We start from the raw sequence: 12,675 nt of genomic DNA, 5'->3' as shown, positions 1-12,675 counted from the left end.
TTTAAATTCACCTAGTTAATTGGTAAGTACTGAAATTTAGATAGGTATTAACATTACAGTTGCCTTAACATCAATACGTATAATAAATTAGTTAGGATTCAGAAAGAGTGTATAATTTTTTCTAAAATCATACATATTATTAATAATAACCAACCTCAAAAAAATTTTTTAAAACTTTCTTTTTATCATGAACATAGCTTCTTCAATGAAGAGAACATAAACATAAAGAATCAAAGAAGTTACTTGAAAAAAGATATTCTATTGTTACTTAAGTATTTGAAAAATAATACTAAAGTTTTAAAAAACTGATTAAACTTTATGATGAGATTCAGAATCTATTTGAGTAAGTTTTAAGCACAGAAGAAATAGGTAATATAAAACAATAAGATACTATAAGTTTTTATAATAATCTTCAATTTATATGAGTAATTAGTACAAAAAGAAAAGATAAAAATTAGGAGTTTGACAATATATTTAATAATTATTTTAATGAGAATTTTGACTTCAGCAAAAATTTATCAAACGGGCTTTCTAATTTATATACTTATAACTCTTAAAAAAGAGATTTATTAGAATTTATTTGAGAATCTGCTACTAAATTTTATAAATCCACAAAAATTTGGCAAATTTATTTAAAATATACTGCTTCTTTTTATTTTGATTAAGAGAAAAGATACTGAAACTAAAATACGCCATTATGAAGTTATAAAGAAGGTTAACTGAGCGTATTAAAAACAAAATAGACCACTACTTATAGGAATTAAAAGACAATATTATCTTCTTGAAGATATTAATATTAATAATTTAACTAAAAATTAAGATTGAGAAGTAATGTCAGTATTAAAAGCAAGATAACCAACTGTTAAAAACTAAATATAAAAGTTTTTTAAAATTATTGTACTTACCTACAATAGAGAAACCTAGAGAGAAACCTAGTGATGTAAAAGAAATTAAATCTCAAGTTTAAAGTTTAAAAAATATTAGTAATCTTCTATAAGATTATCTCTATAAAAAGATAATAATTAAACATTTTTTTATAAAACTGGTTTTTAGAATAAATCCTATTCCTTAAGAAGAGAAAAAATTGTTGAAGTGTAGCTATAAATTTTAATACAAATTAAATCTTAAAACTTATTCTAAGATTTAATTGTTAGTCAAGCATAGTAGGTAGGGTGAATCTAAAAGTTCTTGGACTTATAAAAACTCGTTTTTGGTTAACACCCTACTTTATCTATTACTTATTTGATTAACTTATTCCTTTTGGAATTTATAGCAGTTACCAAAACGGTTAAGACATTTTCCCGTTCTTGATTTCTTGATTGTCAAAATTTTCCAAACTGACCAAAAAATTACGTAAAAGTTGTTTTCCTGATGGAGTTAAGATACTTTCCGGGTGGAATTGCACCCCTTGAAGGTTAGGATAACCTTTATGTTGAAGCCCCATAATGGTACCGTCTTCAACCCAAGCAGTTATTTCAAATACTTGTGGTAAGCTATCTCGATCTACCACTAAACTATGATAACGAGTGGCACTAAAAGGATTCTCTAAACCTGTAAACACTCCGACTCCCCTATGATAGATCTGAGAGGTTTTGCCGTGCATTGACAGAGGTGCGGCTACAACCTGTCCTCCATAAACTTGACCAAGACTTTGATGACCTAAACAGACCCCTAAAATGGGTAGAGTTGGTCCTAACTGTTCAATTAACGCGAGGGATATTCCTGCATCATCAGGACGGCCTGGCCCTGGAGAAATCACAACTCCATTCGGTTGTAGATAACGAATCTTATCAAGAGTAATTTGATCATTACGGTAAACTTGGATATCTAAAGCCACGGGAAGTTCGGCACCCAGTTCTCCTAAATACTGCACCAAATTGTAAGTAAAACTGTCGTAATTATCGATAATAAGAATCAATACTTGTCTCCTTGAGGCTTACTGGGGGAGCAGTTAGTCTCCGCCCAAAATCTGTCTTTGACCTTAACGCAAAGTCTTACAGGGTAAGAAGAAAAGGAACCAAAGAGGGTAACAAAATAAAACTGGCGACTAAAACCGCTGCCATTGCCCCAACCATTACCGCTCCGGCAGCACAATCTTTAGCAATTTTAGCTAGCATATGGTAAGACTGACCTACGGTTAGATCAACCACCGATTCTAAAGCAGTATTCAATAACTCTAAAACCATTACGAGAGCGCAGGTTAGAGAAACAATAGCCAAGGCTACACCAGTGACTTGTAAAAATAGTCCTAGGCTAATGGCAATCACGGTCATGGCGGTATGAATACGGAAATTACGTTGAGTCTCAAAAGCGTAACAAATGCCAGCCCAAGCATATTTAAAACTTAAAAACAAGTTAGGGGCAATTTGCCAAGCCAATTGCCGTTGGGAATGTAATTTTAATTCTGCAGTTGAGCTTGTCTGAAGACTAGGATAGCTCCTGAAGGAAACACCAGAAGGCAATGGGGAAGGGGCAACTAACTGAGTACAGGAGGATTGGTTCAAGTGTAAATTTGTTTTCATTATCTTAAAATTTTACGATGGAACTGTTAAATCTTATTGGAAATACTGTGGAATTGAAACAATTAAATTAATTCAATATATCAATTATTTGGCTGAAGGCCCACAAGCTTTAACAAAGTTTCTTGTTGTGCAAGCATCTGTAGTAAACTTTCTTCATCTGGATGATCCCAACCTAAAAGGTGTAGAAGTCCATGAGCCACTAACCATGCTAATTCTACAGTTAGAGAATGATGGTTTTGTCGTGCCTGTTGTTTAGCTGTATCCACCGAAATGATAATATCGCCTAAATATAGAGATTCATCAGCACTTATTTTTTCCGATGATTGAGGAACTTTAACTTCAAGAGCGGCAAACGCTAAGACATCTGTGGGTTGGTTTTTATGACGATATTGGTTATTCAAAGTTTGTATTTCGTAATCGCTGGTTAACCTTAGACTCAGTTCGTAAGCCCCGGATATAGTAATTATTGAGTGTAGTTCTTCTAACCAAGTTTGAATCCACTGTTGCCAAGTTGCTGTAATAATGTCAGAGATATCTGAATCATTTGATGCTTCGCAGTTAAAAACATCCTGAAGATAAAGGTCAACAGTTAAGGTTTTTACGGGAGAAGGTGCCATGATACCCTCGATTTTAACGAGTTAAATAGGAAATGCTAATAAGAAATCCTAATAAGCCTACCGTTGTTACTACAAAGTGCTTAATGGAAGTTCCTCTTTTACGAACCATGTTACGCATTGCCAGTCTGACGTAACTTGATGATGTGTCACTAGGAGTAGCATTAGGAGATAAAGATGGCATGTCAGTAGGTTGAGGGGATTGAGGTAAATTACTCATGAAATCTATTGAGTTTATTCCAATGACTGTTGTTGTCTTAAATTTTAGAGGCAATTCCTTTATAATGGAACAGTTCGTTGCTAAAAATAAACTTTTTTTTAAAAGGCTCCTTGTTTGTTAATTGTCTAGGTAGTCAAGCTATTGCCTAGTTTTATTTAAAAAGGTTGATTTTAGAAAATCATGATAACTAATTTTTTTATCTTTTTTCTCAACGTTAATTACCAAGCTTCGATTTATTTTGCTCTTTTGAACGTTTTAAAAAAAATTTAATTAGTCTATATTTACTACTTTTTGATATCTTTTAGATAACTGAATTGATTGTGTTTCTATTTCGTATCTGAACATCTAATTTTTTAGATTTTTCTTTTGTTTAATAAACATATATTTTCTTAATGTCCCTAGATTGAAAAATTAACTACCACATTCTATTATGTAGTCATATTATATGGTGTACTCTTCAAAAACTTCTTCACACCACTGTTTCAGTATTTTTTAATTTTTTTCTTGATTTGAGTTGTTAATCAAAAACGATAGCAAAAGGTAAAGTTAGTTTCTTACTGCGTTCCATAACAACATCTAAAGCTGGTGCAGCTGCTTCTAGAAGTCACTCATCGAAGGCATATTGATCAACTCTAATCACAAAAATAGCTAATAACTCCTGGATGATAACAACAAAGACTAACATGATTGCATTTATAGACATAATTTTAATTAAATTCAGCATAGATTTGTAGTTCTCTTTCATAAGAGAGAAACATTAATAGTTTATATCTTCATTTGTAAGTTTGACTATCAATGATAGTACTAGATTTAGTTTCTAAAAAAGGAGTTAGACTACTACTAGTGCATCAAATAGAGGCAACTCTGCTATTATCGCTATAAATATAGTTTCATATTTTTTATCGTTATTTTCAATATAGCTCAGAAGATCGCTAATCTATTGCGATAATTGTAACCAGATAAGGATTCCTAGTTTATTAGGAAATAGACCCGTAATAATTTTATGAGTTTTTTATAAACCATTACTAATGGTCGATTACAGTTAATTTTTTATAAGATATCGATACAATAGCCCTAGGGTTAATTTATACAATCACCCCCTATCTATAACGTCTGTATTATTTTTTGTGTCTCATGATAGAACAATCCTTCGGATCAGTCATTGAAGGTTCTCTTAGTCAAGGATTAGAGGTTCTCTTACATCCTGATGTTTCCGTCGAGCAAATGCGGGTAGGTAAGTTTCTCGTCGTTCAGGGAATAAAATCGCGGTTTTTCTGTCTCCTTACCGACGTCTCTTTAGGAACTACTAACCCTCGTATTCTTTCCAATCCTCCTAGTTTTGAAGATAGTTTTATGCGCGACGTCCTGGCAGGAAGCGGAACCTATGGAAAAGTAGAATTAGCCCCAATGTTAATGTTTACTCCTATCGAAAAGGAAGTACAAGTTAATGCTAAAACCAAAAATGGGGATAGTTCATTAGGATCATTTGAGGTACAAACAAGTGGTGATATTGAATTACTCCCAGTTAAAACTATTCCGGCTCATTTTAGTCAAGTTTATGAAGCTTTAGAAAAGGATTTTCGTTGTGTTTTTGGCTGGGAAGATGATCTCACCCGTCGTAATTTTGCTATTGGAAAACCGTTAGATATGGAGGTTCCAATTTGTATTGATTTAGATCGATTTGTAGAACGAAGTAATGGAGTTTTTGGTAAGTCAGGAACCGGAAAGTCTTTTCTCACTCGTTTGTTAATCTCAGGGATTATTAAAAAGCAAGCAGCTGTTAATTTGATGTTTGATATGCATTCGGAATACGGTTGGGAAGCGATGCGAGAAGGTAAACACGTTTCTACGGTGAAAGGGTTACGTCAACTGTTCTCTAGTGAGGTAGAAATTTATACTCTAGATGTGGAGTCTACTAAACGAAGGGGAGTTAGAGATGCTCAAGATCTTTACCTTAGTTTTGATCAAATCGAGATTGAAGATATTCGCTTAGTTGGATATGAATTAGGCATTTCAGAAGCCAGTTTAGATAATGCTGAGATTCTTCGGAAAGAATATGGGAAATCTTGGATTATTAATTTATTAGATATGACCAATGAAGACATTAAAATTTTTTGCCAGGAAAAACAGGGTCATCCAGGATCACTTATGTCCCTGCAACGGAAGTTAATGCGCTTAGAAAAACTAAAGTACTTACGTACTGTCTGTCCCTATAATTATATTTCGCAAATTTTACAATCTTTAAATGCAGGAAAGCACGTGGTTGTTGAATTTGGTTCCCAATCGAATATTTTATCTTATATGCTGGCAACCAATATGATCACTCGACGAATCCATGCAAGTTATGTAAAACAATCAGAGAAATTTCTTCAGAGTAAAAATCCAAGTGATCGACCTAGACAACTAGTCATTACTATTGAAGAAGCACATCGTTTTCTTGATTCTAAAATTGTTCATCAAACAATTTTTGGTACTATTGCCAGGGAGATGCGAAAATATTTTGTAACCCTATTAATTGTTGATCAAAGACCATCAGGAATTGATAATGAAGTTATGTCTCAAATTGGGACTCGAATCACCTGTTTGTTAAATGATGAAAAAGACATTGAAGCGATTTTTACAGGTGTATCTGGAGGACAAAATTTGCGGTCAGTTTTATCTAAATTAGATTCTAAACAACAGGCATTAATCTTGGGTCATGCTGTCCCCATGCCAGTAGTTGTTAGGACCCGAGGTTATGATCAACAGTTTTACAGTGAAATTGGAGCAACTGATTGTTCAGAATGGTCTGATGAAGAGGTTTTAATTGCAGCTGAAGTCGCCAAAGCAGATTTAGGGTTTTAGGATTTAATCAATCCAATTTTCTAAATAAAATCATAGTGAGATGATATATCTATATACTATAAAAATATTCCATATGATTAAGTATTTAAATTAAGTTCAACCTTTGAACTGATTCCTAGTTGTTAGTTTTAAAGCTAATATGTAATTTTGAGTAGATAGATTTTTATCTGTAGGATTAATACGCTTATCATTTTGATTAAAAATTGCTAGCTCTATAGCTAAATCCTATAGTTTTTTGCATTTTATCTTATAAAGATGTATAGGTTGTTAACCCTTTACAAAATTTGTTTTTTTTGATATAAGTAACTTTATACATACAACAAAGATCGTGGTTTAAAACATGGTTAAGAAACAATAAGTTTATGTTTATCTTGCTTTGTCTTGTAAGTTTGATCTCTGTAATTATTAATAGTTATAGCAAGATTGCAATATAAAATTAACTAGTGAAACGTTAAGTTAAAACAACTGCGAAGTTAAAGATTTAAGAACTTTCTTAATCCATAAACTTTCTTTTTGATTAACTTCGATTTATCATTAATACTTTTTACTGTTTCTCGAGTTATTTCTATAAAAAAATAGATAACTATAATATATGTAATTTTTTACCTAAATTTTAGAGTGTTATTTCTATTTTTTATGTTTTCAATATTTTTTTCTAAAAAAACTTAATAATTTTTATCTTATTTTTTCTTTACTTTTATATAAATTTATTTCTATATTGATTACATTTAACATGATGACGATTTTTCTAAGTAAATAGCTTTCTCTGGTGGTTAAATTACAATAAATACAAATTGTTGTTAGGCTATTTCTATGAAAAATCAAACCATTCCTATCTTATTTGAAGATATATAATAATTAAAAGTGAGTTTTGCTAAACTTAGCATCTTATTAGCTAAACTGAATTTAGCATTAAATGCCATGAGTATAAATTAAGTCAAAATGTTGAGCATAACATAATTTAATTTAAACGTAAAACCTGCTGTTGCACTGTTTACAATTGTAGTTATGGTTTTTAATAAAGTCTATTACTGACACTGTTATTTTTTTTTATTTTCAATAAAAAGATGACATATTTATCAAAGTTTTATTGATATTTAAATAATCAATATTAACCGGGGAAATATTGTTATATAGAGATTTAAGATTATTTTCTATGATTTTCAATTGTTTTAGTAAGACAATTTGCATGTTGAATAACTTTTAATCGCTCACTTTTATCACCGCTTTCAATTTTAATATCAAATGCTAGTTGATTTAATCCTTTTAAAAAGTTTTCAAAAAAATTAAATTAGTCGTATTGTCTTTTAAGCATAATTAATAGTAATAGCTCTTCTTGATTGAATATGATTAACTATTTATTAACAACTTCTAAAACAAGATTGTTAAATTTTTTCTATTGCTCTAGAATAGTCTTAATTTTTAAGTATTAATAAACTTAATAAAGTTACTATTTTTTAGGTTTTCTAGCAATATAACCATAATTTATAACCACTAAATACACTTAGTATTGTGTTTAACTATCTTTGTGTTTTTTTAAATTGTTTGAGTAAATGTACTAAGTTTAATCTTTAACCTTGAAAAGTTATCTTGACACAATAATTTAAATTTTTTGGGAAGACTTAATAAAATACAGTTATCAATTTTAAGAAAGAAACAAAAACTTGGGTAACTTTAATTAGTCACCCAAGCATTAGATATTAAATGACAAGTAAAAAATTTTTGCCACTCAACCTCTATACAGAAATAGTCTTCCTAAGACCAGTATCTAACTCTCCTTTAGCATACTTAGTGGCATAAGCCTCAATACTTTCTTGCTTGATCTTACTAGCATTATCAGCAGTCCAGAATTGCTGATAACGCTCGGAACAAACTTGCTTCATGTACTTTATAGAATGTTTCATGAAATGGCGAGGGTCAAAGTTGCTAGGATCCTTATGGAATTCTTCTCGAATGGCAGCTGTTATCGCTAAACGATTGTCCGTATCGATGTTAACTTTACGAACACCACTCTTGATCCCTTTTTGAATTTCTTCAACAGGAACCCCATAGGTTTCAGGAATTTTGCCCCCGTATTGGTTGATCATGTCTAACCATTCTTGGGGAACGGAGGAAGAACCGTGCATTACCAAGTGGGTATTGGGTAAACGGCGATGAATTTCTTCAATGCGGTTAATAGCGAGAATTTCACCGGTGGGTTTACGAGTAAACTTATAAGCACCGTGGCTGGTTCCAATAGCGATGGCTAAAGCATCAACTTGAGTCCGCTCAACGAATTCTACCGCTTCATCAGGATCTGTCAGGAGTTGCTCCTTACTTAAAGTTCCCTCAAACCCATGACCATCTTCTTTGTCTCCTCGACCAGTTTCAAGAGAACCTAAACAACCAAGTTCACCCTCAACACTAGCACCGACAGCATGAGCAACTTTAACAACTTCTGCAGTAACATTTACGTTGTAATCAAAGCTAGCGGGTGTTTTGGCATCCTCTTCTAAGGAGCCATCCATCATAACACTGGTAAAACCATTGCGGATTGCGCTATAACAGGTAGCGGGGCTATTTCCGTGGTCTTGGTGCATAGCAATGGGAATATGAGGATAGCTTTCTGATGCTGCCAAGATCAGGTGACGGAGGAAGTTTTCTCCTGCATACTTACGAGCACCGCGAGAAGCTTGTAAGATAACGGGGCTATTAGTTTCGTCGGCCGCCTGCATGATTGCTAAGATTTGCTCAAGATTGTTGACGTTGAATGCAGGAATACCATAACCATTCTCGGCCGCGTGATCTAGAAGCATTCGCATTGGGACGAGTGCCATAGATGTCCTCCTAATCTATCTTTTGTTTTGTGTGAGTTAATCTTCAAGAAAATCAATTCTCTTATTTTTCAATACTAAGATAGATTTCACCTTTTGACGAGTTGTTTTTTATGCTATGCACTACACATCATTTTTTGCCATACACCGCACATTATTATTATAATGTCAATACCAAGTTTTCCTAGGACTAGTCAAAACTAAAGGTAATTGATTAGGTGGTCGCCATCTGAACTTAATCTCCGAAGTTGCCATCCCCAGATAAGTAGTGATGATCTACCAAATCCCTTGGAAATTTATTGTACAAGCTTGTATCACACGAGAGTGTCTACTCGACGGATTATTATTGTAACTATCCGATAAATTACATTCACACTGGAATAATTTATACTTCTCTATAGATCTACATACCATGGAATTTTCTAAAAGCCTGCACAATTTTAATTTTAGCCTAAATATTTTAAAAGCGACACAAACTGAGTTTTTTTAACTACATACACTTTACATAATTTACCAAGCTAGACTGTCATTCTGACATTAGAAAATAATAAGATAGTGGTCAAAGAAATTGCTCTTTCCTACTGAATAGGATAAATTGGAAGGATAGGTTTAGATAAATATAAGCAGAAAAAATGACTAAGTGTAGCAAAGCAAAACGTTAAATAGAACTTATAAAATTGTCTTCAAGAGGTTTGAAGATCAATATAATTTAGCTAAGGTAATTAAATAAGGTTCTTGTCAAGGTAATTGTCTGAAAAAACACTAATTAAAATGATACAAAGTCAATTGCAATTGTTGAAATTTAAAAATTAGGGATAGTTTGCTTTTTTAGCGTTTACATTTTAGCTGCCCACCTATCTTGTCTTGAGGTGATTTTGTTATAAAAATGTATCTTGTTTACTTTCTAATTCTGAAGGTAGGTTTTTCATGAAAATGTCTGAATATCTAGTATTTGAGAGTACTATACCCAAAAAAAGCAAAAATAGAGATAAGTTAAACTAACTCTTAGATTAAGACAAAGAAGAATTTTGTAGATTTTGACCAATTTTTGGTTCTTTCCCCTCAAAGAGACGATTAATATTTGTACTATGACGAATAATGACATAGAGTCCTGCTACCAAAGCAAAAATACAATAGGGTAAAGGTTGATGTAGCCAAATCATCAAAATATTGACTGCAAGTACTCCTGTTAAGGAACTCAGGGAAACAATCTTAGAGAAACTCAGCATCAGCAAAAAGCTAGTTAAGCTTCCCAAGGCAACTAAAGGGTTAAGGACAAACAAAACTCCTAAACCAGCAGCTACTGACTTACCACCTGTAAAATTAAGAAAAATCGACTTACTATGGCCAAATACAACAGCCATCGCCGTAACTATCATTAACCAAGGTTTCCAGTCTAAAGTAATCAATCCTGTAGGGGCTAATAGATAAAACCATTTGACCATTGCCACAGACAAGATGGCCTTCCCCAGATCTGTAATTAATACAAGGACAGCTGCTGTTTTGCCCAGTATTCGCAACACATTTGTCGCTCCCGTAGAACCAGATCCATGTTCACGAATGTCAATCCCTTTGAGGACTCTTCCTACAAGATAACCTGTAGGAATCGAACCTAGTAAATAGGCCACCATACACAAAAATCCACTAATTACCCAAGCCATATTTCCTAATTCATTCCGTCATTATGTATAGTTTACAGATCTATATCGTTAATATAAATAGCTTGACACTTGTTGAGGATCAGGTGCAAATGCTAACAGAAGGGGAAACTGTAGGAGAGAAAGATTTATCTGTTGTTCGGTTTCGTCAATAATCACCAAGGGAATTTTTTTATCTTCGAGTAAACGTTCTGCTTTCAGCACTAAAGCATCTGGAGATTCAAAGAGAACTACTCCCTTTTCTGGACCAAAATCACTGCGGGAAATTCCTAAACAATCTTGTAATCCTCTACGCCATTCTCCGAGTCTTTCGGGACTGTTAGCTAGGATTAGAAACCGAGAGCGATCACCGTGAAGACTATTTAATACAGAAATAATTGCCGACGCAATCAAAATATTCTGTAGGCGAGTCCCCATAGATAAGATAGCTCCCCGTCCCCCTTGAGAAAAGAACCACGTTTGTACCCGTTCTGCATGAATTGGTTCAAAAGTACGACGTAGTTGCCAAGGACACCCATAGTAATCAGGGTTATTGCGGTATTGCTCCAATATTTGCTTAATTTTTGTAGTTTGTGCTTCAAATTCTTGGGGAGCAAACTGAATCTTACCTGAACTCGAAGATTGAGAAGGAATTGTTTCTGAAGAACTCCAATTTTCTTGGGTGGGTAATTCTAACTGTTCAGCCGTTGCCGCTAAATTTTGTAAACTGCCTACTAGATAATCCTTAAATCCCTGAACCCGAACCGCTAAATCTTGAGAAACTCCTGCAAATGTTGTTTGCATTTCTTCTTTGATTCTATCCCGACGACGTTCAAGTTGTTCAACGGAAATTTCTAAGGCTTGTTTTTGCTGTTTAAGTTCTTTTAAACCTTCTTTAACTATCAAGCGAATATGTTGCTCAATATCTTGAATTCTTTCCGCCATCATTTTATGTTCACATTCTTGTAGCTGTTTTATTTCTCGAGTTAACTCTTGTTTTTGTTGTTCTAAGGACTGAACTTGTGACGTTAACTCTTTAACTTTACTTTCAAGATTTAATATTGTGTTAGAAACTCTAATCATTTCAGGTTCAGAAGTACTTTCTTCTTTTTCCCTTTTGACGTAAGCAGACGTAGTTGATATCGAAGTAGATTTTGTTGGTTCTGAAGTTGGGTTTGAGTTCTCAAATGCGACTGCATTCTCGGCAGTATTGTCAGTTGACTTGTTGGTTAACTGGGTTGGGGGAATTTGGTTATCGTCTATATTCATTTTCTCGTTACAAATTTACAGTAATTTTGAAGGTAACTTTTATGTTAATAGTTCGACGTTAATTATCGAATCTATCCTAGTTGAATAATGTTCTAATTCTAGATTATGAGTTTTTATGTTACGAACATACTTATCTATGGTTGAGCCATTAATCCGATGAGTAACAAGAATTGATTTATATAGTATTTTCCCCAGACAATCTAGCTTATCTAAATGATGTTAAAATTATACACTAATAGTAATCTTCTTGTAAAAGACAGTATTGTTATAAACAGTTTTTCAAGGTTTTAAAATTAAAAGTAATAGGCAAAAAGTGAATATTATTAACGTCTCGAAAATAAAATTGGTCTTGAACTCCAAAAAATTGGCTAGTTTTTCTATTCAGCATAAGAAAAACAGTGAATCAATTTACCCTAAGGATAAATATCTAAAACGATTGGAGTAAACTGTAAACGGATACTGACGATTTGAAATAACAGAGATAAATCAAACTAAAGATAGGGATAAACTTGCCCGAGGTTGTGTCACGCTCAAGACAACAGCCACTCCTATTAAAGCTAAGGAAATTTTATAATTGGGAGGAAGCAATTTAAATATTTTTACAGAGAACAGAGGAATAAGTGACAGATATTAAAGATAATTATAGATTATAGCAATAAACTTGTCTGTTTCAAACAGATAACACTGCTAGTTTTTTTAAAAAATAAAAAAATGGCAAAACAGCATACAATCAAGTCCCGAATGTAATAATTACCG

The 12,675-nt window shown here is 32.9% G+C and carries 9 protein-coding genes; 1 reads left to right on the top strand and 8 read right to left on the bottom strand.

Going from position 1 to position 12,675, the window contains the following annotated elements; all coding sequences use genetic code 11:
* Positions 1-1,288: 1,288 nt before the first annotated feature.
* From RGRSB_RS05985 to RGRSB_RS05970, 4 genes are all read right to left on the bottom strand, one after another.
* Positions 1,289-1,918, bottom strand: coding sequence for an anthranilate synthase component II (locus tag RGRSB_RS05985; RefSeq protein WP_119260261.1), 630 nt, complete (start codon positions 1,916-1,918; stop codon positions 1,289-1,291).
* 76 nt (positions 1,919-1,994) lie between these two features.
* The gene (locus RGRSB_RS05980; protein ID WP_119260260.1) at positions 1,995-2,522 is read right to left on the bottom strand and encodes a diacylglycerol kinase family protein; all 528 of its coding nucleotides are present in this window, start codon (positions 2,520-2,522) and stop codon (positions 1,995-1,997) included.
* Between the two features lie 80 nt (positions 2,523-2,602).
* Positions 2,603-3,139, bottom strand: a complete 537-nt coding sequence (gene ybeY / locus RGRSB_RS05975; protein WP_119260259.1) for an rRNA maturation RNase YbeY — start codon at positions 3,137-3,139, stop codon at positions 2,603-2,605.
* A gap of 13 nt (positions 3,140-3,152) precedes the next feature.
* The gene (locus tag RGRSB_RS05970; protein ID WP_172582053.1) at positions 3,153-3,356 is read right to left on the bottom strand and encodes a DUF3285 domain-containing protein; all 204 of its coding nucleotides are present in this window, start codon (positions 3,354-3,356) and stop codon (positions 3,153-3,155) included.
* Positions 3,357-4,490: 1,134 nt separating this feature from the next.
* Between RGRSB_RS05970 and RGRSB_RS05965 the strand changes: the two genes are divergently transcribed.
* The gene (locus RGRSB_RS05965) at positions 4,491-6,200 is read left to right on the top strand and encodes a helicase HerA domain-containing protein (RefSeq protein ID WP_119260258.1); all 1,710 of its coding nucleotides are present in this window, start codon (positions 4,491-4,493) and stop codon (positions 6,198-6,200) included.
* A gap of 1,736 nt (positions 6,201-7,936) precedes the next feature.
* Here RGRSB_RS05965 and fba read toward each other — a convergent pair.
* The 4 genes from fba to RGRSB_RS10915 form a co-directional block, all read right to left on the bottom strand.
* Positions 7,937-9,016, bottom strand: coding sequence for a class II fructose-bisphosphate aldolase (gene fba / locus RGRSB_RS05960; RefSeq protein WP_119260257.1), 1,080 nt, complete (start codon positions 9,014-9,016; stop codon positions 7,937-7,939).
* A 1,007-nt stretch (positions 9,017-10,023) separates the two neighbouring features.
* The gene (gene plsY, locus RGRSB_RS05955) at positions 10,024-10,674 is read right to left on the bottom strand and encodes a glycerol-3-phosphate 1-O-acyltransferase PlsY (protein WP_119260256.1); all 651 of its coding nucleotides are present in this window, start codon (positions 10,672-10,674) and stop codon (positions 10,024-10,026) included.
* Between the two features lie 48 nt (positions 10,675-10,722).
* Positions 10,723-11,919 (bottom strand): DUF3086 domain-containing protein, encoded by a 1,197-nt coding sequence (locus RGRSB_RS05950; RefSeq protein WP_119260255.1) that lies wholly within the window; start codon positions 11,917-11,919, stop codon positions 10,723-10,725.
* Between the two features lie 265 nt (positions 11,920-12,184).
* Complete coding sequence (locus RGRSB_RS10915; RefSeq protein ID WP_338063321.1) at positions 12,185-12,307, bottom strand: DUF3119 family protein; 123 nt, start codon at positions 12,305-12,307, stop codon at positions 12,185-12,187.
* Between the last annotated feature and the right edge of the window lie 368 nt (positions 12,308-12,675).

It is taken from the genome of cyanobacterium endosymbiont of Rhopalodia gibberula (genome assembly GCF_003574135.1).
Taxonomy (GTDB): Bacteria; Cyanobacteriota; Cyanobacteriia; order Cyanobacteriales; family Microcystaceae; genus Rippkaea.
Note: the sequence above shows the minus strand (reverse complement) of the source record. Positions and strands in the feature narration are given on the sequence as shown.

Coding starts and splice junctions, on each gene's coding strand:
- ybeY (WP_119260259.1), bottom strand. CDS start 3,139: ATGGCACCTTCTCCCGTAAAAACCTTAACTGTTGACCTTTATCTTCAG.
- RGRSB_RS05965 (WP_119260258.1), top strand. CDS start 4,491: ATGATAGAACAATCCTTCGGATCAGTCATTGAAGGTTCTCTTAGTCAA.
- RGRSB_RS05950 (WP_119260255.1), bottom strand. CDS start 11,919: ATGAATATAGACGATAACCAAATTCCCCCAACCCAGTTAACCAACAAG.
- RGRSB_RS05980 (WP_119260260.1), bottom strand. CDS start 2,522: ATGAAAACAAATTTACACTTGAACCAATCCTCCTGTACTCAGTTAGTT.
- plsY (WP_119260256.1), bottom strand. CDS start 10,674: ATGGCTTGGGTAATTAGTGGATTTTTGTGTATGGTGGCCTATTTACTA.
- fba (WP_119260257.1), bottom strand. CDS start 9,016: ATGGCACTCGTCCCAATGCGAATGCTTCTAGATCACGCGGCCGAGAAT.
- RGRSB_RS05970 (WP_172582053.1), bottom strand. CDS start 3,356: ATGAGTAATTTACCTCAATCCCCTCAACCTACTGACATGCCATCTTTA.
- RGRSB_RS10915 (WP_338063321.1), bottom strand. CDS start 12,307: ATGCTGAATAGAAAAACTAGCCAATTTTTTGGAGTTCAAGACCAATTT.